This window comes from Nannocystis sp., from assembly GCF_016714285.1.
Classification (GTDB): Bacteria; Myxococcota_A; Polyangia; order Nannocystales; family Nannocystaceae; genus Nannocystis.
The window spans coordinates 108,068-134,048 of record NZ_JADJNN010000006.1; the positions used below are offsets into that span (position 1 = coordinate 108,068).

The following is a 25,981-nucleotide window of genomic DNA, read 5'->3' on the forward strand; positions in this document are numbered from 1 at the left end:
ATGGCGATCACCACCAAGAACCGCAAGCAGCTCAAGGCCTACTTCGTCAAGAACGCGATCCCCACCGAAGGCAACTTCAGCGACCTCGTCGACGCCCAGCTCAACCAGGCCGAGGACGGCGTGTTCAAGCTCCCGGGCGAGCCGCTCAGCGTGGTCGCGGGCCCCGGTGAGCAGCGCCGCGCGCTCCGCTTCTACAGCACCTACCCCGCCGCCAACCCCGACTGGCAGATCAGCCTCGCCCCGGCCCAGGACCCCGGCAACCCGGCGAGCGTGCGGCCCGGCTTCGGCGTCAGCGACGGCGCCGGCCGGACCCGCCTCTACATCGACCCCGCCACCGGCAACCTCGGCGTCGGCACCAACAACCCGACCGACAGGCTGACCGTCAGCGACGGCGACCTGCGGATCGAGGGCGAGGGCTACCAACGCCTCAAGATCCTCGCGTTCAACGCCGGCATCGAGCTGGTCGCCCGCAACCCCGGCGGCACCCCGCACATCGACTTCACCCAGGGCCTCCTCGACAACCCCGACTACGGCCTGCGCCTCATCGCCACCGATAACAAGGTCCTCCACGTCCAGTCCGGCCTCGGCCCGGCGACCCTGCGCGTCCAGGGCGACCTCGAGGTCGACGGCCAGCTCGCCAGGCTCGACCTCCGTGAGCAAGCCGCCGCGACGGTCCGCGCCCATGACCTGCTGTTCGGCCACTCGGGGCGCCACGGCGCCCCCGGCCGCGCGCTGGTCGACGGCAGCGACGCGCTGATCGTCAACTTCGCCGGCGACTGGTCGCGCACCGACATCCAGAGCCCGCTCCACGTCAGCGGCGCCGTCGGCATCGGCACCACCGCCCCGGCCGGCCCGCTCGACGTCCGCGTCGCCGGGACCGGCACCTGGGACCGCCTCGTCGTCACCGCCAGCGACGCGTGGAACAACGGCAACCAGCACGTCACGATCGGGGCCGGCGGCGCGGGGGGGATCATGTTCAACAACCCGCACGTCAGCTGGATCGCCGGCGAGAAGCGGGCCTCGATCCGCTACGGCCAGAGCCTCCCCAACAAGGCCTGGTGGGACGTCGGCCTGCGCGAGAACGACGCCTTCACCTTCGTCGCCGCCGGCAGCCCCACCGCCCTGTCGATCCTCGGCAGCGGCGACGTCGCCGTCACCCGCGACCTCGACTACGGCGGCAAGCTCGGCAAGCTCGACGTCAAGGAGCAGGGCGCCGTGACGCTGCGCGCCGCGGACCTGCAGTTCGGCCACTCGGGGCGTCGCGGCGCCCCGGGCCGCGCGCTGGTCGACGGCAAGGAGGCGCTGATCGTCAACTACGGCGCCGACTGGTCGCGCACCGACATCCACGGCCCGGCCCTGCTCACCGGCAGCCTGACCGTCAACGGCGACACGAACCTCGCCAACCTCCGCGTCAACCAAAACGCGAGCGTCGCCGGCAACCTCGAGGTCAACGGCCAGGCCAGCCTCGGCTGGGCCCAGCCGACCGCCGACTTCAACCAACCGCTGCGCAGCGGCTTCTACCAGTGGGACAACCCCGCCGGCCGCGTCCCCGACACCGCCCACCCGTGGGTGCACATGATCTCGGTGCGCCACGCCAATCCCGGCAACCACCACGCGCTCCAGATCGCCGCGAGCTACGCCGAGAACGACAAGCTCTACTTCCGCAAGGTCGCCCGCGAGCTGGTGGCCGCCAGCTCGCCCTGGAACGAGGTCGCCACCGTGACCAACGGCGTCCTGCGCATCGGCGGGTGGTCGCTCGAGGCCAGCGCGAACTCCCTCCTGGTCAAGTGCGGCGCGCAGCTCGTCGCCCGCTTCTCCATCGAACACGACCGCTTCATGGTCTTCAGGAACATCAACGGCCAGGCCCCCTACTTCTACTACAACGCCCTCGGCATCTCCGGCACGTAGCAACGGCGCAGCTCGGAGCCCGCGATGAGCACCTCCCCGACCCTGCCGACCGGCCCGCTCGAGCACCTGGCGATGGACTACGCCCGGCTGCGCGAGGAGGGCATCCGCCTGCTCGGACGCCTCGCCGGCGAGCAATGGACCGACTTCAACGCCCACGATCCCGGCGTCACGATCCTCGAGCAATTGTGCTACGCGATCACCGACCTCGGATATCGCATCCAGCACCCCGTCGCCGATCTCATCGCCGGCACCGACCCCGCGATCGCGCTGCCCGGGCCCGCCGCGATCCTCACCTGCAACCCGGTCACCCAGGCCGACCTGCGCAAGCAAGTCCTCGACATCGAGGGCGTCAGCAACGCCTGGGTCGAGGCCCTCGGCGCGCCCGAGCTCCCGTTTTATCACCTCCAGGGCAGCGACGAGCTCCACCTCCAGCGCGACCCCGGCGACCACGCCGCCCGGCCCGTGCAGCTCGCCGGCCTGCAGCGCGTGCTGCTCCAGACCGGCGATCGCCTGTCCGCCGAGCAGGCGCTCACCCAGGTCGCCGCCAGCCTGCACCGCTGCCGCGGCCTCGGTGAGGACCACCTCCTCGCCCTGCTCACGCCGCACGAGGTGTGGATCCAGGCCAAGATCGAGGTCGGCCCGATCGATCAACCGGCCGAGCTCCTGGCCGACATCATCGAGCAGCTCGAGGCCTACCTCGCCCCCCCGGTGCGCTTCACCGGCCGCGACGACGCCACCGACCAGGGCCACCGCCTCGACGAGCTCTACGAGGGCCCGCCGCTGCGCCACGGCTTCGTGCTCGGCGAGCTGCCGCCGCCACGCACCGCCGTCCGCGCCTCCGACCTGATCCACGTGATCATGAACGTCCCCGCGGTGCGGGCCGTTCGCTCGCTCGCCCTCGCGACCTCCGCCACCGCGCCGCGCGAGCGCTGGCTGCTCGAGATCCCCGCCGGTCAGGTCCCCGTCCTCGCCACCGGCTCCGAGCTCTGCCTCCTGCGCGCCGGCTTGCCCGTCCGCATCGATCGCGCCGAGGTCCAGGCCCGCCTCGACGCCCGCCGCCTCGCCGCCCACGCCCGCCGCCGCAGCGACGCCGCCCACGGCCATCCGCCGCCCCATGGGCGCGACCGCCGGCTCGCCGATCACCGATCGATCCGCCACCAGCTCCCGAGCGCCTACGGCGTCGGCGCCCTCGGCCTGCCCGACCTCGCCCCGGTCGAACGTCAGGCCCAGGCCCGCCAGCTCGCCGCCTATCTCCACATCTTCGATCAGCTCCTCGCCAACGAGTTCGCCCAGCTGGCCCACGCCCACCAGCTCCTGTCGCCCGAGGATGCCCCGCTGCGCACCTACTTCGCCCAGCCGCTCGACGACCCGCGGCTGCACATCGACGAGCTCCTGCGCCACGATCCCGGGGTCCACCGCGCCTGGCTCGCCGACGCCGTCGAGCGCAGCGTCCACGGCGGCGACGCCCGCGTGCGCCGCAACCGCTTCCTGTGCCACCTCCTCGCTCGCTACGCCGAGCAGCTCGGCGACCACGCCCAGATCGGCGACACCGACTCGCCCACCCGCAGCGACGCGGCGCTCGTCGCCGATCGCCAGGCCTTCCTCCGCGACTACCCGCGGCTGAGCGGCGCCCGCGGCTCTGGCCACGACATCCTCGGCGACAGCGACGAGCTCTCCGGGCTCGTCCAGCGCCTCCGCCTCAAGCTCGGCCTCGGCGAGCGCCCGCGCCTGCACGTCGTCGAACACGTGCTGCTGCGACCGATCCCCGAGGACGCGCGCCAGATCGGCGACGAGGCCGACCCCCGCGTCCCGCTGCTCTCCGGCGTCCGCGAGCAAGACCCCTGGTCCTTGCAGGTCAGCTACGTCTTCGAGGCGACGCCCGGCGATCAGCCCGACTCGGCCTTCGCACAGATGGTCGCCCGCACCCTCCTCGCCGAGACCCCGGCCCACCTCCGCCCCCAGCTGCACTGGTTCGGAGACGACGACGCCGGGGCCCACTGGAGCGCCTTCAACGCGGCCTGGACCGCCTTCCGCGTCGCCCACCGGAACTACCGCGCCGCCAGCCTCCGCGCTGGCACCGTCCCCGACGAGCTCCACATCCCGCTCCGCGACGCCCGCGACCGCGTCATCGACCTCCTTGGCTTCGGACGCAGCTACCCGCTGCGCGACCTCCCGCTCGCGCGCCACCTCACCGTCGCCCCGGGCACCCCGGCCGCGATCACGATCGAACTCAGCCAGCGCGACGTGATCTACAGCCTGCGCGACCGCCGAAGCGGCGCCGCGATCTTGCGCGAGGGACGTCCCATCACCGCCGAGGGCACCGGCGGGACCATCGAGCTGCGGACCCCCGCGAGCGTCGAGGACGCCAGCTACCGGATCCTCGCCGAGAAGCGCGAGGAGCCCGGCGAGGCCCGCCCGCGCCGTCAGGCCTGGCTGCACGGCCTCGTCAGCGTCGTCCTCGGCGTCGACCCCTCGCTCGTCGTCAACCTCCGCGGCCTGCCCCTGCTCGACCGCAGCATCGACGCGCCCCGACCCTCGGACCCGCGCATCGCGGCCCACGGCTCCGTCGTCGAGGTCGAGGTCATCGCCAGCCAGGAGGGCGTCGTCTACCAGCTCGTCGACGCCGCCGATCCCACCCGCGTCGTCTCGCAGGCGCCGGTGGTCGGGACCTCCGGCACGATCGTCCTGCGCACCGTCCCCCTCCACGACGACCTCGAGCTGCGCGTCCACGGCAGCAAGGCCGTCGGCGACCCGGAGCACCCCGAGATCCGCAGCGCCCTCCTCACGACCGTGCTCTCGCTGCGGATCGAGGCCAACCCAGCCGTCGCCGCCGCGCTCCTCCCCGCGGCGATCGTCGCCCACACCGCCACGCCCACGCTGCGCCTGCACGCCAGCGAGACCAGCGTCGAGTACCGCGTCTGGCGACGAGCCATCCGCGACGCCGAGTTCGTGTTCACCGATCCCCCGCCCGCCCCCACGCTCGACCTCCAGCCCGACGACGGCCCCCTGATCCGCGTGCAGCGACCCGCGACCCTCGCCTGGCACGAGCTCCAGCCGCTCGGCGAAGCCCGACCCGGCACCGGCGGCCCCCTCGACCTCCCGCTCCCCACGCCCGGCGAGGACTCGCTGCTGGTCGTCCAGGCCAGCAAACGCCACCGTCGCCACGCCAGCGCGTCGGACACGATCACCTCGATCGTCCAGCTCGAGCCCGTGCTCATGCTGCTGCTGCGGCCCGACCCCAGCCCTGACCTCTCGCTGCAGCTCACGCTCGCCGACGCGAGCACCACCGGCCCGATCGTGCTCCGCGGCGGCCAGCCCGGCGTGTTCTACGAGCTCCACCGCGACGACGCCGCGATCACCCTGCCCGCCTACTTCCACCAGCGCGACGAGCTCGACCCGCGCAGCAACAAGGGCGTCGATCAGCTGCGCGTCGAGGTCGACCTGGCCCTCGCCCGCGACGCCCCGGGCGACGCCCGACCTCTCGCAGCGCCGCCGCCTCCGCTCGTCGACGCCGCGCCCCTGCCCCTCGGCGCCGTCCTCCGCGTCCACGCCCGCAAGGCCACCAGCGGCCTGCGCTGCGCGCTCGCCGGCCTCGCCACGATCGAGCCCGCCCCGGCCCTGCTCATCGAGCCCGCCAGCGTCACACCCGGCGCCGCTGTGAACGTGGTGATCACCGCCAGCCGCCGCGACGAGCGCTACCGCCTCCTCCGCGGCGAGACCCTCCTCGCCGAGACCGAAGGCGTCGACGGGCGCCTCGAGCTGAACACCGGCCCGCTCGCAGAGGCGACCCTGCTCGACCTCAGCGTCACCCGCACCACCCCCGGCGCCATCGTCGTCGAGCGCCGCCTGGCCATCGCCATCCCGGTAACGCCGCCCGGCTGAGCGCCCGTCATGGCCAGCCACCGGGTCAACCACGTGGAGATCGAGCTGCGTGTCGGCGACGTCGAGCTCGCCACCGACCTGATCGAGCGGACCAGCCGTCTGCACGAGCGACGGATCTCCCCGCTGCTCGACCGCCTCCTCGGCGAGCACAGCGACCCCGCGCAGATCGACCGCCTCGACCGCCTCGAGCTCGACCTCGGCAACCTCGACGTCGACGACTTCGAGGACGACCTCCTCCGCAAACTCGAGGCCGCCCTGCGCACCGCCCTGCGCCAGGCCCTCGCCGACCGCCGCAGCGACGTCCGCGGCGACGCCCCGCTCGAGCTCCTCACCACCTTCGCCACGACCGGCAACCTCCCGTGGTGGGCCGACGCCAGCCGAGGCGACCCGATCGCCGCGGCCAGCGTCACCCTGCTCCGCGAGGCCCCGGCCGCCCTCCTCACGCTCCTCGCCGAGCTCGCCGACGACCCCGTCGCCCGGACCCGCCTCGCCCGTCACCTCGACGCCGCCTGCCTCGACACGCTCGTCGGCCTGCGCTGGCCCGCCGCCCGCCTCGGCCTGCCCGCCGCCCTCCAGCTCCTCACGCAGCAGCTCGACGCGGCCCCGCAGGCCGGTCCCCGTCGCCTCCTCCGCCTGCGCCAGGCGATCCTCACCGCGGTCGCCCACCCGGCCCTCGCACCCACCCAGGCCCTGCGATCGATCGTCCTGCAGCTCGCCGACCTGCCCGGCTGGCGACCCGCCGCGCCGCAGCGACCCCCCGAGCTACCGCCCGCGCTGCACGCCGCCCTCGCCGCTGCGCTCACCGAGCTCCACGCGCGCGGGAGCTCCCATCGTGACACCGGGCCCGACCCAAACCACGACATCACAACGCCGCAGCCGTCGCCCGACCCCGACCCGACGTCGCTGCAACCCGCCGAGCTCGAGCCCCCCGAGCTCCGCGAGCTCCGCGAACCACGCCGCGTTCACGAACCATCGCCCCCCACCAGACCCCACGACGATCGTCTCCCCGAGCCGGAGCCGAGCAAGCCAGCACCGGCCGGACCCGCCGAGCCGCACGCCCACGAGCTCGAGCCAACGCCACCCACCGAACGCACCCGCGAGCTCGAGCCAACGCCACCCACCGAAGCCACCCGCGAGCTCGAGCCAACGCGACCCAGCGAAATCCCCCGCGAGCTCGAGCCAACGCCACCCACCGAGCTCGAGCCAACGCCAACCACCGAACCACCCGAACATCGCTCGCCCGCAGTCGCGGTGAACGAGCCCGACCCGCATCACCCCCACGCCGACCCCCGCGAAACCACCGCCCCGCACGCCACGCCGCAGCTCGCCGCCCCGCGCCCCACCCGTCCGCCCCCACGTCGCCCCCGCGCGCGCCCGGACGAGCTCTACGTCGAGGACGCCGGCCTCGTGATCCTGTGGCCCTTCCTCGATCGCTTCTTCCTCCGCGTCGGCCTCCTGGACGACGAGCGCCGCTTCATCGACGAGCCCGCGAGCATGCAGGCGATCGCCCTGCTCGCGCAGCTCGCCAGCGAGGACCCCGATCCCCCCGAGTTCACGCTCCCGCTGGCCAAGCTGCTCGTCGGTCGCTCGCCGACCGACAGCTTCACGCTCGCGCGCCCGCTCGCCGGACCCCAGATCGACGAGTGCGAGCGCCTCCTCGCCGCCGTCATCGCCCACGCGACGATCCTCCGCGACATGCCCGTCGCCAGCTTCCGCGCCACCTTCCTGCGCCGCCCCGCCGCCCTCACCACCCGCGACGGCGCCTGGACCCTGCAGGTCGAGGCCCGCACCCACGACCTCGTGCTCGCGCGCTTCCCGTGGGCGTGGTCGTGGGTCAAGCTGCCGTGGATGCCAGACCCCTTGCGCGTGGAGTGGGCATGAGCGACATCCACCTCGCCGACCTCGAGCGCGAGCTCGAGTGGTTCGCCCGGGTCCTCGACCTCCGCTTCAACGTCTACTTCGCCCGCGAGCCGCGACCCGGCGCGCCGCGGACCCTCGCCGAGCTCCCGCCGCCCGAGCTCGGCGACTCCACCTCGGCCTACGCCCGCCTGCTCGGCGAGCGCCCGCTCGAGCTCGTCGAGCGGCTCGCGTTGATCCTCGCCCTCGTCCCCCACCTGCGCCCGCAGCTGCTCGACGTCTTCTCGGTCAAGAACGCGACCTTCGACCGCCGCTTCACCGAGTTCGGCGGCACCCGCAGCGACGACGACTTCGAGCCGAGCGGCGAGACCCTGGCCTTCATCCTCGACGGCGGCTCGCTGGCGGCCCGCGCCGCCGTCTTGCAGATCCTCGAGCCCGATCACCCCTTCGTCCGCCACGACATCGTCCGCGTCGTCCCCACACCCCGGGCTCCGTCGGCGATGAAGGCCGCGCTGCGGATCTCACCCGAGCTGCTCGGCCTCCTGCTCACTGGAAGGCGCTCCCCGCCCGCGCACGACCCCGAGTTCCCCGCCCTGCGCATCGACACCGCCATGACCTGGGATGACCTCGTCCTCCCGCCCAGCACGCTCCGCCAGCTCCACGAGGTCCAGACCTTCATCGCCCACGGCGACACCCTGATGCGCGCGTGGGGCATGGCGACCCGCCTGCGCCCGGGCCACCGCGCCCTGTTCCACGGCCCGCCCGGCACCGGCAAGACCATGAGCGCCGCGCTCGTCGGCAAGCTCGCCGGCCGCGACGTCTACCGCGTCGACCTCTCGCTGGTCGTCTCGAAGTACATCGGCGAGACCGAGAAGAACCTGTCCCGCGTGTTCGACCGCGCCCAGCAGCGCGGCTGGCTGCTGTTCTTCGACGAGGCCGACGCCCTGTTCGGCCGGCGCAGCGCCACCAACGACGCCCACGACCGCTACGCCAACCAGGAGGTCGCCTACCTCCTCCAGCGCATCGAGAGCTTCGACGGCATCACGATCCTCGCCTCGAACCTGCCCGACAACCTCGACGACGCCTTCGCCCGCCGCTTCGAGTCGACCGTCTACTTCCCGCTGCCGCGCCCCGCCGAGCGGCTGCGCCTGTGGACGCGGGGCTTCTCCCCGAAGGCCCGCCTCGCCCCGGACGTCGACCTCGCCGCCCTCGCCCGCGCGCACGAGCTCTCCGGCGCGTCGATCATGAACATCATCCGCCGCGTCAGCCTCACCGCGATCGCCGAGGCCGAGCGCGCCATCAGCGACAGCGACCTCCAGCAAGCGATCCGCCACGAGCTCACCAAGGACGGTCGCATCGCCGGCTAGCCGCATCCGCGCTCACCTGCGAGCGCGCGCCGCGGTGCGCCGCAGGCCCGCTCGCCGCAGACCGGGCGACCACTGGTACAATCGACCGATGGCACGTATCACGCAGCAGCGGGAGCAGACCACCACGGCCCGCCCCGACAGCCCGCGCGCCGCGAGCCGCGGCCTCGCCCTGCAGCCCCCCCCTTGCGGCATCGAGTTCGCCGACTGCCACGCCTCGCCCACCGCACCCGTCCAGGCCGCCGCGCCGGGCGGCGCGACCCTCGACGCCGCCGCCCGTACACACATGGAGCAGGCCTTCGGCGCCAGCTTCGCCGACGTGCGCGTCCACCAGGGCGACGCCGCCAGCCGCATCGGCGCCGTCGCCTTCACGCAGGGTACTGACATTCACTTCGCCGCCGGCGCCTATCGGCCCGGGACGCCCGCGGGCCTCGAGCTCCTCGGCCACGAGCTCGCGCACGTGCAGCAGCAACGAGCGGGCCGCGTGCCCGGACCTCGCGACAGCGGCGGCCTCGTCCACGAGCATGCCCTCGAGTCCGAGGCCGACGCCGCGGGCCAGCGCGCCGCGGCCGGCGAGCGCGTCAGCCTCGGCGGCGCCGGCGGTCAAGCGCCCGCCACGGCGCCGATCCAGGCCAAGCTGGCGTGGACCACGGAGAAGCTGGGCGACAAGGCCGACAAGTCGACGAAGAAGGACAAGCGATGGAAGCAGCTCATTCGCATCATGCGAAGCTATGAAAAGCTCAAGGGCGAGGCCATCGACGGCAAGCCCGCGATCGGCCCGCTCAATCAGCTGCGCGAGCAGTGCCTCGCCTGGCTCTCCACGCGCGGCGAGCTCCCATCCTACGCGAAGAACAACAAGAAAAAGAATGAGCTCACCCTGAAAGGCGCGGTCGAGCAGCTCGCCTATCGCGACATCCCGCGGGAGATCGGCGTGATCATCAGCGGGCTCAAGGAAGGCAGCACCGGCGACAAGCTCGGCGGCGGCCAGGTCGGTCAGGTCTTCCTGTCCACCTTCGGGAAGATCAACGCGGTCTTCAAGGACGACCAGCGCGCCAAGAAGATCGACTCCAAGGCACAGGTAGCGATCGCCGGCGTCGAGTCGGGGATCGACTTCAACGAGAGTCCGCTGCTGTCCAACCGCGCCGTCGCCAGCTGGCAGGTCGACCAGCTGTTCGGCGCCAACGTGACCAGCCGCAGCGAATTCGCCACGCGTCAGACCGACAAGGGCTTCCAGCACGGCACCGCGTCCGAGTTCGTCGACGGCACCGCGATCCAGGGCGGCGGCGCGTTGCCGATCTTCGAGGAGCTCGACTGGTCCGACCCGGAGCTCCAGCGCCAGCTCTCGACCCTCCAGCTCATGGACGCGATCACCGGCCAGGTCGACCGCCACGGCGGCAACTTCTTCATCACCCAGGACGGCGAAAAGACGAAGGTCGTCGGCATCGACAACGACCTGTCCTTCGGCAAGCTCAAGCTGGACGTCGACAAACCCAACTCCAACGACGACAAGTTCACCGGCTTCCCGATGTACGTCGACGAGGAGGTCGCCGAGCAGGTGCTCGGCGTGAAGGAGCACCAGCTCCGCGCCGTGCTCGCCCCGCTCCTCCCGGAGCCCGAGGTCCAGGCCGCGCTGACGCGCCTGAAGAAGGCCCAGGAGCGGCTCAGGCAGCTGAAGCAGACCGGCCACTGGCTCTCGAAGCAGCAGTGGAACAACGAGACATCCGAGAAGCACGACACGACCACCTACCTCGGCCGCGCCCGAGGCTTCGCGGAGCGGAACAAAGCGACCGGGCGTACGGTCCCCCGCGGCGACAAGCCCCTCTCGAACAGGGAGCGCAAGTCGCGGAACGAGTACCTTGAGGGCGCCCATCTCAAGCTCCAGATGTTCATCCTCAACGCCAAGGCATACAAGAAACCCCTGACGGAGGGGAAGCCCGTGGAGGGGTTCGCGGCGACCACCCCCGAGGCGCTGCTGCTGGAGGTCGCGCAGATCAAGCAGGCCTTGCTGGAGAAGTTCCCGAACCTCGGCGCCGAGACCCTGTTCCAGCAACTGGACCAGGCCATCAACACCTTCAATGAGTTCACCCCGAACTAAAGCCCGCGCCGCCCGCAGCCAGCTTCACCACCAGCTTCGGCGACCAGCCCCCGTTCGCCTAACCGCTCACCGGCCTGGGCGAGGCCTGCTCACCCGCCTCGAGCCGCGCACCCCCTGATCGCGGCGATATCATCACCTGTCTAAAAGGACATCTCATCCCAGCGCAGCGCAGCGCTTGCCGTCGCGCGGGTCCGCGGATACTCTCCGCCGCGGGAAAGCCCGTGCGAGCCATCACCAAAGACGACCGCGTCGAGATCGCGGCGACCTTCCTCGGCGCCTTCATCCTTGGCGCCTCCTTCGCCAAGGACTTCTTCATGCACGGGAAGTTCGAGGTCCGCGTATTCTTCCTCGGCGTCTCTTGCTTCGTGCTCTTCCTCGTCATCGCCGTCATCGCCGCGATCCGCATCCGTATGCTCGACCGGGCCCGGCCCGGGCTCAGCCTCGCCTGGGCGCTCTTCTTCGCGCTCGGCAACCTCGCCGCCGTCGACCTCTTCAGCCATCAGTTCCTCGGCGCGCGCATCGACGCCGACATCAAGAGCGAGACGGTCCTCTTCCTCGTCTGCTACAGCCTTGCGACCAATCTCCTGTTCGTGCTCAACCACGAGACCCTGCTCGCCGCGCTACAGGAGAAGACCCTGTACAAGTACCTCATCGCCCCGATCAACGGCATCAGCGTCGGCGCCGTGCTCACCGGCATCCTCGTCTGGCTCGCCGGCCCCTGAGCTCCGCCGCGCGTCCCGGTCGTACGCGACGCGCCCGCTCAACCCCTGAGCTCGCGCCGTCCGCCCTCGCGGTAGCGCTCGAGCCACTCGAACAGATCGTCGAGCGTCACCCCGCAGCCCGCCGCGATCGCCTGCGGCGCCTCTGCCCCGCGCAGCAGCGCCAGCACGGCCCGCTCGCGCCGCCGCGCCGCGTCCCGGCCCCTCCTCGACCGCCCCCCGCGCGCCCCCGCCGACCGCCACCGGCCCGCCGCTCGCCGCCCCGCCGCTCACCGCCACCGGCCTGCCCCCGGCAGAGACCGCCACCGCGTGCCCTTCCCTCGCGACCCCGCTGCCGCCCGCCTGCTGACCCCGCGGCGCCTCCACCGGCCTGTCCCGAGAGACAGCCCCCTCCGCCGCGACCACCGACCTGTCCCGAGAGACAGCCCCCTCCGCCGCGACCACCGACCTGTCCCGCGAGACAGGCCCATCCGCCGCGACCACCGACCTGTCCCGCGAGACAGCCTCATCGACCGCCACCGACCTGTCCCGCGAGACAGCCTCATCGACCACCGACGACCTGTCCCGAGAGACAGACATATCCGCCGCGTCCCCGCCCCCAGCCTGCCTGTCCTTCGGGACAGCATCATCCGCGCCGTCCTTCGCGGCCGCCCGCCGGCCGAGCAGCGCCGCCCGCTGCGGGTCGCGCAGGTCGATGAGCACGCTCGGCATCCCCGGCTCGCCCAGCCTGGCCCGCGCGCGCGCCAGGGGCAGGTGCGCCGCCGGATCGCCGAGCAGCAGATACCCGCGCAGGTCGTTGCGCCGCATCCACAGCTGCGCCACCTTGCGCGCGTCGCCAGCGTAGGCCTGCCCGCGCGCCGCCGCCTCGCGCTGCAGCTGGTACCCCGAGCTCAGGTCGTCGTTGGCCTCGCGGTACGCCTGCATCAGCGAGTCGAGCGCCACCCCGGCGCGGCTGCCCGACAGCAGCGCCCGCATCGCCCCGAAGATCCGCGACGCCCGGCTGCCGCGACCACCGTCCATGAACGCGAAGCTCCACGCCAGATCGACGTGCCCGATCACCGCCAGCGGCCCCTTCGGGTTGGCCAGCGCCGCCTGCGGCAGCGCGGCCAGGAACGGCGGCTCGCCGGCGCGGGGCAGGCTGCGCAGCACCTCCGCCGCCGCCCGCCCCTCGCCGCCGCTCGCCGCCAGCGCCTGCAACCACGGCAGGTACGCGCTGTCACCCGGCGTGCCCGCCCCGAAGCACGCGATCATCAGCCACACCCCGCCCGGCAGGAACGGCGCCGAGCCCAGCGACTCCGCGGACAGCGGCTCCCCGTCGAGGCCGAGGCACAGCGCGCCCTGCGTGCGCCGCTGCTGCTCCGCGCTGCGCCACCCGCGGCGCGGCGCGCCGAGCCCGTGCGACAGCGACAGCAACACGCTCGCCTCGCGCGACCCCGCCGCCTCGATCAGCGCGCCCGGACCGTCATCCGCGTAGGGCACCGTCACCGCCTCCGCCAGCTCGAGCTTGCCCGCGCCGCGCCAGCGCTCCGCCATCTCGACGCAGGGCTGGATCAGGTGGCGATAGCCCGCGCTGATCGCCGCCGTCCCGTCCTGGGCCGTGTAGTACAGCGCCCGCGGCAGCTCGCGGGCGCTCCGCTCCCACCCGATCACCTTGTCGGCGTAGGCCCCGTAGGCCGCCTCATCGTCCAGCGCCAGACGACCCACGAAGCAGCCGTGCGCCAGCGTCTGCTGCAGCTCGAGCGACACCTGCGTGAGCTCGCCGAGCAGCAACAAATAGCGCGGCCGCTCGTGCTCCGGCACCTTCTCCGCCCGCAGCACCTCGTCGCGCCAGCGGATCGCCGCCGCCGAGTCCTGCCCCGGCGGCACCCGGTAGATCCGCGGCTTGGTCCCCTGCTCCGCCCGGCGGTGCTCGATCAACCCCGCGATCGCCCCGAGCAGCAGATCGCCCACCGGCCCCTCCGGCGCGATCACCCCCCAGCGCTGCAGGTCGAGCAGGTTGGGGTCGCGGTCCGGCGCGTCGAGGAACAGCGAGCCCGCCCCGCGCGGCTCGGCCGGCGCCGTCGCGGCCGTCAGCGTCGACTCCGGCAGCCCGCGCTCGAGCACCGGCATCCGCGCCTCCGCGTCGGAGAGCAGCAGATCGATCGGTGAATCTGCGACCGTACCACTCATGACTAATTACACAGATTCCCCAGGCACTGTAACTGTGGAGCACAATCATCGGTGATCACGCACTTCTTCAGCGGCGCGCAGCCGTAGCAGGTCCCGCCGCAGTCGAGGTCCGTCTCATCCAGATCCTTGACGTTGTTGCTGCACGACGGCTGCGCCTCGCACACCCCGTCGACGCACGATTTCGAGTAGCAATCATTGTTATCGAGGCACTTCTGGTCCGGGCGGCAGGTCGCCCCGCAATCCAGCCCGCAGTCGATATCCGACTCCCCTTCATCGATCAAATTGTTGTCGCAGTGCGGCTGGAGCTGACAGCTGTTGGTGTCCTGGCAGGTCCCCTCGAAGCAATCCGGCGTCTGGATGCAGGGAAAGCCGAGCCCGCAGGTCGGCCCGCACAGCAATCCGCAATCGAGGTACCTCTCGGTCTTCGGGTCGTACACTCCATCCACGCAGCTGGCCGGCACGCACAGGCCCTTGAAATGACAGGCCTGGGACGCGCAGTCGCCCGAGCTGTTGCAGTGCAGGAAATTCTCGCAAAGCGTACAGCTCCCGCCGCAGTCGACGTCGCTCTCGTCGCCGTTCTGCTGCCCGTCCGCACAGTCGAGCCCGCCCGTGCTGCTGCTCCCGCCGCCCGTGCTGCCCCCGCTGCTGCCGCTGCTGCCGCTGCTGCTACCCGTGTCGCTGCCGCTGCTGCCGCTGACGCTGCTGCTCACACCGCCAGTCGTCCCGCCCGTCGAGCCACCGCCAGTCCCCGTCGCGCCGCCCCCGGTCGTCACGTCCCCGGTCGTCGCGCCCGCGGTCGTCGTCACGGAGCTCGTGCCGCTCGTGCTGCCGCCAGTCGCCGCCGTGACGGCGCAGACCACCCCGTGCTGCTTGGCGTGCAGCCCGTCGTCCACGCAGGGCGGCGCGCACGCGATCGCCAGCTGCGAACCCGCAGCGAGCACGAGCACCCCCCGCATCCATCCCGCCACCTCGCCATTGTATGCGCCACACCAGCGCTCGTTGGCCAGCACCCACCCACCGGCACGCTCGCGCCAGCGCCCGCGAGCGCGCCGCGCGGTCCCTGCAACATGTACGTCGCCGCACCTCATCCTGCGATCGAGCGCGAGCATCGGCCCTCGACACGGCTTGTGATGCGCATGCAAGGCCGGATAGTCTGCAGGCATGGTGGTTGGCACGGGCGCATGACGCCTGGCTGGACATACATCGGTCGTCGCGGCCTGCCCTTCGCGCTGGCCGTGCTCGTCGGTAGCCCCGCGCACGCAGCAGCGCCGCCGCCCGCCGACGCGCCGGCCCGGCCGTGGATCCGCCGGTTCCGGCCGCAAGCCCACAGCCTCGAGCCCGGCGCATTCGTCGGCACTCTCTTCCCATCGCGCAACCACGAGCTCTATCAATACGATCGCAAGTGGCAGCCCTACGCCCGCGTCGCCCCGACCTTCGGCCTGCGCCTCGCATACTTCCCGCTGCGCTACCTCGGCGCCGAGCTCGAGGGAGCGCTCGCCCCCACCACCGTCGCCAGCACACGCGCCCTCCTCTTCGCCGCCCGCGGCCACCTGATCGCCCAGCTCCCGCTCGCCAGCGTCGTCCCCTTTGTCCTCATCGGCGGCGGACTCCTCGGCACCCGCGGCGACGCCCTCGGCACCGACCTCGACCTCGTCAGCCACTTCGGCGGCGGCCTCAAGATCCACGTCCACCGCAACGTCGCGATCCGCCTCGACCTGCGCGGCACCGTCGGCTCCGGCCACGGCACCGAGACCCGCCGCGTCGTCTACCCCGAGCTCCTCCTCGGCGTCAGCGTCCCGCTCAACCTGCGCGGCCGCGACAGCGACGACGACGGCCTCTACGACCCCGGCCAGCGCGCCCGCCCCACCGACGCCTGCCCCCAGCAACCCGGCCGCCTGGGCGACCGCGGCTGCCCCGATCGCGACGACGACCGCGTCCCCGACCCCGACGACCACTGCCCCGCCGAGCCCGGTCAGGTCGATCGCCGCGGCTGCCCGAGCCTGCGCGACAGCGACGCCGACGGCGTCTACGACCCGGGCCAGGTCGACATCCCGCCGCCCGGCGGCGACCTCTGCCCCGCGCTCCCCGGCGAGCCCGCGCACATCGGCTGCCCGCCGCCCGACAGCGACAACGACGGCGAGCTCGACAGCGACGACCGCTGCCCCGACAAGGCCGAGGTGTGGAACGGCTACCAGGACGACGACGGCTGCCCCGACGAGATCCCCGTCGACCTCGCCGCGATCGTCGGCACCCTGCGCGGCATCAACTTCGCCTTCATGAGCGACCGCATCACCGCCGGCTCGCGCCCCGCCCTCGACCACGCCGCCGCCGTGATGCGCACCTACCCGTCGATCCGCATCGAGGTCCAGGGCCACACCGACAGCGAGGGCGAGGCCGCCGTCAACGAGGAGGTCTCGCGCCGCCGCGCCGAGTCCGTGCGCCAGTACCTCATCCAGGCCGGCGTCCCGGCCGAGCGCCTGCGCGCCGTCGGCCGCGGCGGCGCACAGCCGATCGCTGACAACAACAGCGCCCGCGGCAAGGCCAAGAACCGCCGCATCGAGCTGGTCCTCGTCAACGACCACGCGACAGGAGCCCCGTGATGGCCTGGCTCGAGCTCGAGCTCCACCGCAACGACCAGGAGCTGCTGCTCCGCGCCCGCGGCTCGCGCGGCGAATCGTTGCCCCCGCAACCACTCGCCGGCGGCGTCAACCTCGGCCGCGTCACCGGCTTCACCAGCGGCGTGCGCCGGGCCGTCGCCGCCGGTCAGCAGCTCCCCGAGCACGTGCTCACCGAGGCCCACGAGCTCCACGCCGCCGTGTTCCACGGGGCGATCGCCGATCTCGTCGCCCGCCTGCTCGAGGCCTCGCGTCCGGACGGCGGCCGCCTGCTCGTCCGCCTCAGCGCCTTCGACCCCGAGCTGCAGCGCGTGCCCTGGGAGGCGATGTGCCGCCCCGGCACCGCCCGCGAATTTGTCGGCGTCAGCCCCGAGCTCCTGCTCGTGCGCGGCGTCAGCTCGGGCGACCCCTTCGAGCCGCGAGAGATCCGCCGCGCCATGCGACTGCAGGCGATCGTCCCGATCGGCGAGGCCGACCGCCTGCTCGCGCTGCAGCGCGCGCTCGAGGAGCCGATCGCCGCCGGCGCGATCGAGTGGCTGCCCCCGATCGCCGGCGCCCAGGCCACCCGCGGCCGCCTGCTCGAGCTGATGCGCCGCGCCGAGGCCCCGCACATCCTCCACTGGATCGGCCACGGCGGCCTCGACGAGCGCGGCAGCCCCCGCCTCCAGCTCGCCGACGACGGCAGCGGCGACGAGTCCTGGCTGCTCGCCGAGACCCTCGCCCAGGAGCTGCGCGGCGCCGCCGGCGAGTCGCTCCGCCTCGTCGTCCTCGAGGCCTGCTCCGGCGCCAAACCAGGCGTGTTCGCCAGCGCCGCCGAGACCCTCGCCCGCAGCGGCGCCGAGGCGGTCCTCGCCCACCTCTGGCCCGTCCGCGCCGAGTTCGCCCGCGACTGCGCCGTCGAGCTCTACCGCGCCCTCACCCTCGCGCGCGACGGCGCCGGCGACGTCGCGGCCGCCACCGCCGCCATGCGCCGCGCCCTCGCCGAGCGCGGCGCCGAGGTGTTCTCCCCGGTCCTCTACCTGCGCGGCACCTCGGCCCGCGTGTTCGACCTCCGCCGCCGCCGCCTCATCGCCCCGACCACCACCCCGGCCCCCACCGCCGCCAGCGGGGCCCAGCTGCGCCCGCTCCACGCCGTCCTCGACGCCCCCTTCTCGCTCGTCCTCGGCGACGTCGGCGAGCGCTTCGCCGGCGCCGACGCCCTGCGCGCCGACCTCGAGGCCGGCCTCTCCGAGCGCGGCGAGGCGATCGCCCCCAACCTCGACCTCTCCACCCTGGCCGAGCGCTACTTCCTGCACAGCGGCCGCGGCAAGCTGCAGCGCCTGTTCCAGAAGGACATCGGCGCCGCCGTGAAGATCGCCGTGCCGAACTTCCTGCGCAGCCTCGTCAGCCGCGTCGGCCCCGGCGCCCACACCACCCTGCTGTGGCTCCCGCTGCTCGAGTGGGCCCTCGCCGAGCGCCACCCGGACCGCAACATCTACACGCTCATGCCCGGCGCCCCCGACGGCCTCGAGAGCCGCCTCGTCATGGTCCGCCCCGCCGGCGCCCGCGAGTGGCACGAAGAAGAGGCGCCGGCCGAGGACCTCGACCTCCGCCGCGACATCCTGGTCCTGCGGATCTACGGCGGCTACTCGCCCGAGGCGCAGCCGATCCTCACCACCCCGCAGCTCACCGAGGACGACCACGTCCGCGGCCTCGTCGCCCTCCAGGGCCTGTTCCCGCCCGCCTGGGAGGCCCACTTCATGGGCTGGCTGCGCATGCACCCCTTCCTCGGCGTCGGCCTCTCGATCCACGAGTGGCGCCACCGCATGCTGCTCACCTGGCTGCTCGACCAGCGCCCGCCCTCCCGCGTCAGCGTGGTCGTCACCCGCCCCGGCCGCAACGAGTCCGCGATCTGGGATCAGGGCGCCGGCGGCCTGTTCGGGCGCGGCGCCCTGCGAGCCTTCGACCTCGACCTCGACGCCCTCGCCGGGCTCTGCGAGGAGGCTGACCCATGAGCCAGGTCGAAGCACCCACGCCCCGCGCCGGCCTCTGCGAGGAGGCTGACCCATGAGCCAGGTCGAAGCACCCACGCCCCGCGCCGCCTTCCGCACCCGCGACCCCGCGGCCCTCGGCGCCCTGCTCGCCAGCCAGCTGCTCGCCTACCGCTGCAGCACCGTCTACGGCCCCAGCCCGGCGCTCGTCCGCGAGGTCGTCGAGGTCCACGCCCTCGGCCTGCTCGCGCAGCTGCACGACGTCCGCCGCGTCAGCATCCAGGCCTGGCCCGCGGGCGGCCCCTCGCTCGCCCACCTCGTCGCCGAGCTGCTGCGCCAGCTGGAGCTCGAGCCCGCCGGCGAGCCCGGCGACCTCGTCGGCCTGCGCCAGGCCCTCGCCCGCGCCCATCGCAGCTCCGATCGCCCGCTCGTCATCGTGCTCCACGACCTCGGGCAGCTCCTCGACGACGACCGCGATCGGGTCGCCGACCGCCGCCTCATCGACGCCCTCGCCGCCGCCGTCGAGCTCCCGATCCACGGCCTCCAGCTCGTGATGACCGTCGGCGAGCACGACCTCGGCGCCTTCCGCCACCTCCTGCGCGGCCGCTGGCGCCTGCTCGCCAACGACCTGCGCCTCCACAGCGACGACCGCCGCGTGCCGCTCCCCCTGCCGATCCTCGGCCCGGGCGCGGCCGCTGCCGTCGCCAGCCGCGCCCCGCTGCTCGCCGCGCTCGCCCTCGCCGGCCTCGCCCTCGTCGGCGCCATCTTCGGCCTGTCCCAGCGCAGCGCCGCCGACACCGCCCGCCAGCAGCTCGCCGCCTGTCAGGCCGCCCCCGCGATCACCTGTCCCGAAGTACAGCCCGCCGCGATCGTACCTGTCCCCAAAGACATCAAGCCGCCGGATCCCCCGCCCGAACCAACGCCCGAGCCCACGCCCGAGCCCACGCCCGAGCCACCGCCCGAGCCACCGCCCGAGCCACCCACGCTCACCCCGGTCGTCGCCCCGCCGCCGGTCAAGGTCGCCAAGACCTGCCCCGCCAGGCCCGGGGACGGCCCCTGCGCCAAGTGTGCCCGCGCGTCGTGCTGCAGCCAGCTGAACGTCTGCAACAGCAGCGCGTGGAAAAACTGCGTGCTTGACGGCAAGGTCCCCAGCGACGAGTGCCCGCCCGACGCCATCGAGAAGGACTGCCGCGGCCTCGCCCTGTGCGCCCTCGAGTATCAGTGCAACGCAGTCTGTTACGCCAAGTGAGGCCCCCCCGATGCACGCCGACGACGAGCCCGCGATCCACCTGCTCCTCAGCCACGCCGACGATCACCGCCCCACCCTCGCGGACGGCCTCCCGGGCGCCGCGATCCGCGAGCCCAGCGTCGAGACCGAGGAGCTCGCCCCGCTCTCGTTCTACGACGTCGGCGCCGCCGGCAACGACCTCGAGCAGCAGGGCTGGGGGGTGCTCGCGCCGACCGGCGATCACGGCGACGCGATGCTCGCCGCGATCGCCCCGCTCATCGCCCACCGCGCCGCCCAGCAAGACCGCCCCGTTCGCATCTACCGCGTCCCCCCGCGCATGAGCGCCAGCCAGGCCGCGCGCTGGCGCAAGCAGGTCTTCAACATCGACGAGCCCGAGGACATCCCCTACTACCAATTGCTGCTCGGCGACCTCGACGAGCTCTCCGGCGAATTACAGCAGGTCCAGAGCCTCGGCGGCTGCGTCGGTCGCCTCGCCTTCACCAGCCTCGCCGACTACGAGTCCTACGCCGCCAAGGTCCTGCGCTGGGAGCTCGCTCCACCGCAAGTCGGCCCCGCACCGGCCCTGTTCCACACCGTCCACGACGGCTCCGCCGCGACCACCCTGGGCCACCGCAGCCTCGTCGCCCCGGTCCTCTCGCTCGCCCACGACGCCCGCAGCCGCGCCCGCTTCCCCGCCGACCTCCACGAGCTCGGCGACTCCACCGACCCCAGCCCCGACGACCTGCTCGCCCACGTCGACGCCCCCGGCGGCCTCCTCTTCTCGCTCAGCCACGGCGACGGCGCCCCGCGTCAGGGCTGGCGCAGCGAGCAAGACCGCCGCAGCGGTCAGGGCGCGATGAGCTTCGGCCGCGCCGGCTCGCTCCGCGGCGCCGACCTGGCCGCCCGCCCCTTCATGCCCGGCGGCGTGTGGTTCATGTTCGCCTGCTTCGGCGCCGGCACCCCCGACCGCAGCCGCTTCCACCACTGGCTCGCCCACCTCGCCGCCCTCGGCAAGTTCCGCGGCAACGTCGACGCCGTGCTCGCCAGCCTGCCCCGCGGCGACGAGCGCCCCTTCGTCGCCGACCTCCCCCGCACCCTGCTCGCCAACCCCGAGGGCCCCCTCGCCTTCATCGGCCACCTCGACCTCGCCTGGTCCTACGCCTTCATGGAGATGGACGACAGCAAGGCCAAGCGCCCCGCCAAGTTCTACAACGTCCTGCGCGCGCTGGTCCGCGGCGACCGGGCCGGCATCGCCGCCCAGGAGCTCACCCGCTTCTACAGCGACACCAACGACGAGCTCGCCGAGCTCCACGACGCCGCCGAGGCCCAGCGCAGCGGCGGCCAGCCGACGACCAGCGACCCCCGCCTCGGCCACCTGTGGATGCTGCGCCAGGACCTCGCCGGCTACATCCTGCTCGGCGACCCCGCCGTCCAGTTGCCCCGCGGCGAGCCCCACAACCCCGTCCGCCCCGCCGACCCCAAGAACGATTCAACGCACCATTGGCCCACGACCATCACCACGGAGCCCGCGTCGAGCCCGGCCTCCCGCTCGCCCGCGCCCGCCGTTGCCACGCCGCTCGCCCTGCCCGCCCTCGAGTCGGCGATCCACGCCCTCCTCGCCGGCGACGAGCCGGCGCTCGCCGTCCACCTCCGCGAGCTCGGCCTCGACCGCCCCACCCTCGAGCGCTGGCGCGACCGCTACACCGCCGCCGGCCGCGACGCCCTCGCCCGCCACCTGCGTGACGGCGATTGATACGACATGGCCTCACGACCATGTCTTTCAGGACATGTCCAACGCGCCATCTCACCACAATCCTCGCCGCGCTCCTCGCCTGCGCCCCCGCGCCCCCCGCCCTCGTCGACGAGGCCCTCCCCGCCCCCGCGCCGCCCGCCCTCGTCGACGAGGCCCTCCCCGCCCCCGCGCGCCGCTTCCTGGTCGGCAACGAGACCGCCCACGACCTGTTCGCCCGCGAGCTCGCCGGCCGCCGCGGCGCCCTCCTCGGCGTCGGCGGCGACGCCTGTTACACCCTGATGGCCCTCGCCGACAGCGAGCGCGCCTACCTCCTCGACCACGACCCGCAGGTCGTCGCCCTCCACCGCGCGCTCGGCCCCCGCATCGCCGCCACCCCCGACCCCGAACAATTCCTCGCCGCCCTCACCACGCCCCCGAACCCCGAGCTCGCCGCCTCCTGGCCCGCCATCACCGCCCACCTCCGCCGCGTCGCCGCCCGCCCGCACACCTGGCTCTCCGACCCCGGCCTCTACGCCCGCGTCCATCGCCTGTGGCAGACCGGCGCCGTGTCCCCGGTCCTCGGCGATCTCGGCGGCGCCCTCGCGATGCCCACGATCGCCGCCCACGCCGCCCACGCCGGCCTCACATTCACCGTCGTCTATCTCAGCAACGTCGAGGAGAGCCTCCCCGACCGGCGCCGCCTCGATGAGAACCTCGCCGCCCTCCCGCGCGACCCGGACGCGCTCGTCCTCCGCACCCTCCACCGCCCCGACTGGCCCGCCGCAGATCTGTGGAGCTACCAGAGCCACGCCCTCACCGCCCTCCTCGCCCGCGACCGCGACCGCCTCGGCGACCTCGCGGCGATCCTCGCCGACGCCGCGACCCGCGGGGCCCTCACCTTCACCCCGCAGGCCCCGGCCCACTCGACGATCGCCCGCTAATCCTCCGCGAATTTCAAGGCCGCGATGCCGATCCCCGTCTCGACGCCCGCGGCCCAGCAGCGCCAGCGGCGACCTCCCGCCGTGGCTCAGGGTAGGTAGCCGATCCTGCAGGCCCGCAGCCCGACGTAGCCAGCGCCTGACTGCTTCGCCGTGAGTTCGACGTAGTGCCAGCCATCGTCCGAGACGGTCCCCCGCAGATGATCGACGGCGACCCCCTTCACGAAGTCCATCCCCTCCACGTCGTTGGCCTTCTTCGTCAGCTTCAGGGTCGCTAGCGCGAACGGCGGCGTCGCGTCCGGGTGGTCGGCGTAGCGCGCGTGAAGCAGCGTCGCCGTCACCGCGAACTCCGCGGTCGAAGCGGTCGCACTGGCCTGGCCGTTCTTCGTGAACATTGTCTGGATCGCGCAGTCGAGCCAGCGGATGCGGGCTCCGCGGGCGAGCTTCACCCGGGCGTAGGCTTGACCCTGATAGGCAAGATTACGGTCTCGGTCCCTCCAGCTAATATGGAAGCCCAGCTCGACCCCATTCCCGCTGGAGCTTGGCTTCGCCATGAGCCCGCTGACGGCGTCGGCCGACGCGAAGTCCATCGGGGTGAGGTACTCGAAGCGCAGCCCGACCGGGGGCCCTGCGAGCCCGTCGTTGGGGGCGCCCTCGGGCGGCTTCGGGAGCGGCTTCGGGTCCACGGGCGGCGCGGGCTTCGGCGACGACTGCGACGGTGGCAGCGGTGCGAAGTACGCGGCCTCCGAGGAGCTTCCCAATGGTGACAACCCGACCAATACGAGCCAGAGCTTCGACATCATCCGCCGATGCTGCACGGCCCGCGGAGGCCTGTCAACCGCACTAGGCCTCCGCGAATTTCAACGACGCGATGCCGATCCCCGTCTGGGCGAGGATCAGCGTGGTCGCGGCCGCGACCTTGGCGATCTTCAGCTGCTTGGGTTCGTCGGGGATGATCGGCAGCGCCGACACCACGCCGCCGATGATGTTCCCCGACGCCCCCAGCCACACGAGATCGATGTCCCGGTCCTGGACCGGCTTCTTCTTCTCGAGCGCCGTGTCCCGCGCGCCCATCGCGATCGCCAGCCCCAATTGCAGCAGGCCGATGCCGCCCGACACGTAGCGGAAGGCGTCCTCGATCGCCTCGTTCTCCTTGCCCTTCACCGTCAGGTACAGGCCAAAGCCCGCGTCGGCGATCCCGATCGCGGAGCCCACCACACCCACGACCCAGTTGGTGACCGCCAGGCCGTACGCCGCTGCGTCCGAGGTATCGAGGGGGAAGCCCGTGACCCCGGAGATGACCAGCCCAGCGGCTGAGCTGACCACCTTGAGGACCCGCGGCGCCGCCATCTCGTCGTCCGCGAGGTCGACGAGCGTCACCACGATCCCGATCACGACGGAGCAGACCAGGTTGACCGCCCCCGCCGCCGTCTCGTTGAAGCGCGCGACCTGCTTCGGGTCCTCGTCGCCCGCGAACGAGACCGCCGCGCCGTAGGGCCCGTGGTCGACGCCGTGGGCGAGCTTGTAGGCGACCGTGAACGGGATCGCCGCCAGCACCGACAACAGGGTCAGCAGCGTCAGCTCGCGCCCGCCGAGCACCGAGTCCTCGATGAAGTCGGTCAGGAACGGGATCTCGAGGTGCAGATTGAGCGCCTTGACGGCCACCTCGAGCAGCACGTCCACGAAGCGCAGCACCAGGTCACCGGCGACCGTCAGCACGCGGACCAACAGCTTGACGAAGGCCTTGAGCCCGACCAGCACCGCGCTCGCCCCGTCGCGGAAGAACTCCTGCACGCTGCTGAACATGTCGCCGAGGTCGAGCGCGGCCAGGCTGTCCTTGAACTCCTTCCAGATGCCCGGCCCATCGATCCCCTTCAAGGCGCCGTTCAGGTCGAAGGCCTTCGTGAACTCGGCGACCATCTGCGCGTCCGGCTTCCAGAAGCCGAACTGCTTGCTCGCGTGATCGAGGTTGTTCTCGACCTTGTCGAACAGGAACGACGTGCGCTCGTCCCGACCGGGCCCCGTCAACGTCGACCTCGGCGGCTGCGCCTGACCGCCCTGCAGCGAGGCGACCGCGCCGTCGATCGCCGCGACCAGCGTGGCCTCCAGCGACCCCGTCAGCCCGGCCCAGCGCTGGCGCACGGTCTTGATGTGCCCCGGCAGCCGCCGCAACCCCGCCTGCTGCAGCGCCAGCAGCCCGTCGGCCGTCTCGAGCACGTCGTCCCACGAGAACAGCGCCGCCAGGAACCGAACCATCTCCTCGCACTTCGCCCCGAGCCGCTCACAAAACCCGGCCATGAGATCGAGCGCCGAATCCACGCTGTCGACAATGGCGCGCACGACCTTCTGCCCGTAATCGACGACGACCTGGTAGGTCCGCACCAGCACCCCCTTGGGGTCGACGGTGTCGACCACCACCAGCAACGCGTCCCTGGCCCGGCCGAAGATGTCGTCCACGAGGCCCGCGAGCGGCTGGAGCACCGCAGCGCGGATGAATTTCTTGAGCTCCTCGGCGAACTGCTGGGCCTTCTCGGCGCGCCGCTTCCTGCGCGCCGCTCGCTCCTCCTGTTTGGCTTCGCGGAGCTCGTCGTCCATGCCCCGCAGCTCACGCTGGAGACCGCGCGTGCGGGCCGCGCCCGACGGCGGCGCGAGCAGGCCGAACGACTGCGGCTCGTCGTCGTCCGGCGCAAGCTCGGGCGCGGCGAGCAGCGTGACCTCGTTGATCGCGTCGCCGTCGGCATCACCGGCGGCGAAGCTCAGGAGCTCACCGTCCGGCGGCGGCAGCTCCCGCGCCGCGATCACCCGCTGCAGCGGCGCATCCGCGGCGCTGACCCGACCGGCCACGCCCGGACTCGACGCGGCCTCGATCGCCACCGGCGCGTCGCCACCGGAGAACGCTACCGGCCCGCTGCGATCGACCTCGAGCGTGCCGAGCCCCACCGCGCCCATGAGACCGCGGATCGTGGCCGCGAGCTCGTCGGCGTCGTCCCGCGAGACCCCCGCCTTCAGCGGCGACCTGGTCGCGTGACGACCGCTGCGCGCCGGGCGACCCGCGAGCAGGACCTCGCCGGTCACATCACCGAGCTCCTCATGCGCCTGCCGGTCAGGCGCGATCACCTCCCAGTGATCCCCGGGCATGTCGCCCGTACGCACCTTGAGCAGCGGGCAACGAAGCGCCGCTCGCCCGCCCACCCGTTGACTGATCGCGTCGATGGTGAGCCGCAGCTTGCCGGTCGGCCCGGCCTTGAACTCCACCGGCTTGCCAGGCACGACCACCAATTCCTGGCCATCCCCGCGATCGAGGCGCAGCCGCACCGGCTCGTCCGCGGCGACCTGCACCATCGCGCGCCCGCCCGCCCCTCCGTCCGCCTTCCTCGCGGACAGCACGACCTCATACACAGGCACATGGACGACCTTCCGCCCGATGTTGGAACGCAGGGTCCGTGGATCCTGCATGAGCTTGCACGCCGCCTCGACACCCGCACGACTGGCTCGCTGATCCAT

General features: G+C 72.9%; 15 protein-coding genes. 11 read left to right on the forward strand and 4 right to left on the reverse strand.

Features of this window, described 5'->3' with window-relative positions:
* From IPJ59_RS14680 to IPJ59_RS14705, 6 genes are all read left to right on the forward strand, one after another.
* Positions 1-1,908 carry a hypothetical protein gene (locus IPJ59_RS14680; RefSeq protein ID WP_293262530.1) on the forward strand — a complete coding sequence of 636 codons (1,908 nt, stop codon included), beginning with the start codon at positions 1-3 and terminating at the stop codon, positions 1,906-1,908.
* Positions 1,909-1,932: 24 nt separating this feature from the next.
* Complete coding sequence (locus tag IPJ59_RS14685; protein ID WP_293272196.1) at positions 1,933-5,790, forward strand: hypothetical protein; 3,858 nt, start codon at positions 1,933-1,935, stop codon at positions 5,788-5,790.
* Positions 5,791-5,799: 9 nt separating this feature from the next.
* Positions 5,800-7,671 (forward strand): contractile injection system tape measure protein, encoded by a 1,872-nt coding sequence (locus IPJ59_RS14690; protein ID WP_293272197.1) that lies wholly within the window; start codon positions 5,800-5,802, stop codon positions 7,669-7,671.
* Positions 7,668-9,014 carry an ATP-binding protein gene (locus IPJ59_RS14695; protein WP_293262539.1) on the forward strand — a complete coding sequence of 449 codons (1,347 nt, stop codon included), beginning with the start codon at positions 7,668-7,670 and terminating at the stop codon, positions 9,012-9,014. Before IPJ59_RS14690 ends, IPJ59_RS14695 begins: the two co-directional genes overlap by 4 nt.
* Before the next feature lie 88 nt (positions 9,015-9,102).
* On the forward strand, positions 9,103-11,106 hold the full coding sequence (locus IPJ59_RS14700) for an eCIS core domain-containing protein (protein WP_293272198.1): 2,004 nt from the start codon (positions 9,103-9,105) through the stop codon (positions 11,104-11,106).
* 221 nt (positions 11,107-11,327) lie between these two features.
* The gene (locus IPJ59_RS14705; protein WP_293262545.1) at positions 11,328-11,828 is read left to right on the forward strand and encodes a hypothetical protein; all 501 of its coding nucleotides are present in this window, start codon (positions 11,328-11,330) and stop codon (positions 11,826-11,828) included.
* On the opposite strand, the gene IPJ59_RS14710 is transcribed toward IPJ59_RS14705, so the two are convergent.
* Both IPJ59_RS14710 and IPJ59_RS14715 read right to left on the reverse strand, forming a co-directional pair.
* A complete protein-coding gene (locus IPJ59_RS14710) occupies positions 11,727-13,994 on the reverse strand; it encodes a hypothetical protein (RefSeq protein WP_293272199.1) in 2,268 nt (755 codons plus the stop codon). The genes IPJ59_RS14705 and IPJ59_RS14710 overlap by 102 nt on opposite strands.
* A 2-nt stretch (positions 13,995-13,996) precedes the next feature.
* Complete coding sequence (locus IPJ59_RS14715) at positions 13,997-14,962, reverse strand: hypothetical protein (protein WP_293262551.1); 966 nt, start codon at positions 14,960-14,962, stop codon at positions 13,997-13,999.
* Positions 14,963-15,175: 213 nt separating this feature from the next.
* Here IPJ59_RS14715 and IPJ59_RS14720 point away from each other — a divergent pair, with 213 nt between their 5' ends.
* The 5 genes from IPJ59_RS14720 to IPJ59_RS14740 are packed head-to-tail and all read left to right on the forward strand — an operon-like array spanning position 15,176 to position 22,480.
* Complete coding sequence (locus IPJ59_RS14720) at positions 15,176-16,594, forward strand: OmpA family protein (protein ID WP_293272200.1); 1,419 nt, start codon at positions 15,176-15,178, stop codon at positions 16,592-16,594.
* The gene (locus IPJ59_RS14725) at positions 16,594-18,603 is read left to right on the forward strand and encodes a CHAT domain-containing protein (RefSeq protein ID WP_293272201.1); all 2,010 of its coding nucleotides are present in this window, start codon (positions 16,594-16,596) and stop codon (positions 18,601-18,603) included. The genes IPJ59_RS14720 and IPJ59_RS14725 overlap by 1 nt, the downstream gene beginning before the upstream one ends.
* A gap of 52 nt (positions 18,604-18,655) precedes the next feature.
* Positions 18,656-19,828 carry a hypothetical protein gene (locus IPJ59_RS14730; RefSeq protein WP_293272202.1) on the forward strand — a complete coding sequence of 391 codons (1,173 nt, stop codon included), beginning with the start codon at positions 18,656-18,658 and terminating at the stop codon, positions 19,826-19,828.
* Between the two features lie 10 nt (positions 19,829-19,838).
* Positions 19,839-21,560 (forward strand): helix-turn-helix domain-containing protein, encoded by a 1,722-nt coding sequence (locus tag IPJ59_RS14735; RefSeq protein ID WP_293272203.1) that lies wholly within the window; start codon positions 19,839-19,841, stop codon positions 21,558-21,560.
* Between the two features lie 20 nt (positions 21,561-21,580).
* On the forward strand, positions 21,581-22,480 hold the full coding sequence (locus tag IPJ59_RS14740) for an LIC_10091 family protein (RefSeq protein ID WP_293272204.1): 900 nt from the start codon (positions 21,581-21,583) through the stop codon (positions 22,478-22,480).
* Between the two features lie 86 nt (positions 22,481-22,566).
* Here IPJ59_RS14740 and IPJ59_RS14745 read toward each other — a convergent pair whose 3' ends face one another.
* Both IPJ59_RS14745 and IPJ59_RS14750 read right to left on the reverse strand, forming a co-directional pair.
* The gene (locus IPJ59_RS14745; protein WP_293272205.1) at positions 22,567-23,163 is read right to left on the reverse strand and encodes a hypothetical protein; all 597 of its coding nucleotides are present in this window, start codon (positions 23,161-23,163) and stop codon (positions 22,567-22,569) included.
* A 157-nt stretch (positions 23,164-23,320) separates the two neighbouring features.
* A complete protein-coding gene (locus tag IPJ59_RS14750) occupies positions 23,321-25,981 on the reverse strand; it encodes a hypothetical protein (protein WP_293272206.1) in 2,661 nt (886 codons plus the stop codon).

Coding starts and splice junctions, on each gene's coding strand:
- IPJ59_RS14680 (WP_293262530.1), top strand. CDS start 1: ATGGCGATCACCACCAAGAACCGCAAGCAGCTCAAGGCCTACTTCGTC.
- IPJ59_RS14685 (WP_293272196.1), top strand. CDS start 1,933: ATGAGCACCTCCCCGACCCTGCCGACCGGCCCGCTCGAGCACCTGGCG.
- IPJ59_RS14690 (WP_293272197.1), top strand. CDS start 5,800: ATGGCCAGCCACCGGGTCAACCACGTGGAGATCGAGCTGCGTGTCGGC.
- IPJ59_RS14695 (WP_293262539.1), top strand. CDS start 7,668: ATGAGCGACATCCACCTCGCCGACCTCGAGCGCGAGCTCGAGTGGTTC.
- IPJ59_RS14700 (WP_293272198.1), top strand. CDS start 9,103: ATGGCACGTATCACGCAGCAGCGGGAGCAGACCACCACGGCCCGCCCC.
- IPJ59_RS14710 (WP_293272199.1), bottom strand. CDS start 13,994: ATGAGTGGTACGGTCGCAGATTCACCGATCGATCTGCTGCTCTCCGAC.
- IPJ59_RS14720 (WP_293272200.1), top strand. CDS start 15,176: ATGACGCCTGGCTGGACATACATCGGTCGTCGCGGCCTGCCCTTCGCG.
- IPJ59_RS14725 (WP_293272201.1), top strand. CDS start 16,594: ATGGCCTGGCTCGAGCTCGAGCTCCACCGCAACGACCAGGAGCTGCTG.
- IPJ59_RS14730 (WP_293272202.1), top strand. CDS start 18,656: ATGAGCCAGGTCGAAGCACCCACGCCCCGCGCCGCCTTCCGCACCCGC.
- IPJ59_RS14735 (WP_293272203.1), top strand. CDS start 19,839: ATGCACGCCGACGACGAGCCCGCGATCCACCTGCTCCTCAGCCACGCC.
- IPJ59_RS14740 (WP_293272204.1), top strand. CDS start 21,581: ATGTCTTTCAGGACATGTCCAACGCGCCATCTCACCACAATCCTCGCC.
- IPJ59_RS14750 (WP_293272206.1), bottom strand. CDS start 25,981: ATGGATCAGCGAGCCAGTCGTGCGGGTGTCGAGGCGGCGTGCAAGCTC.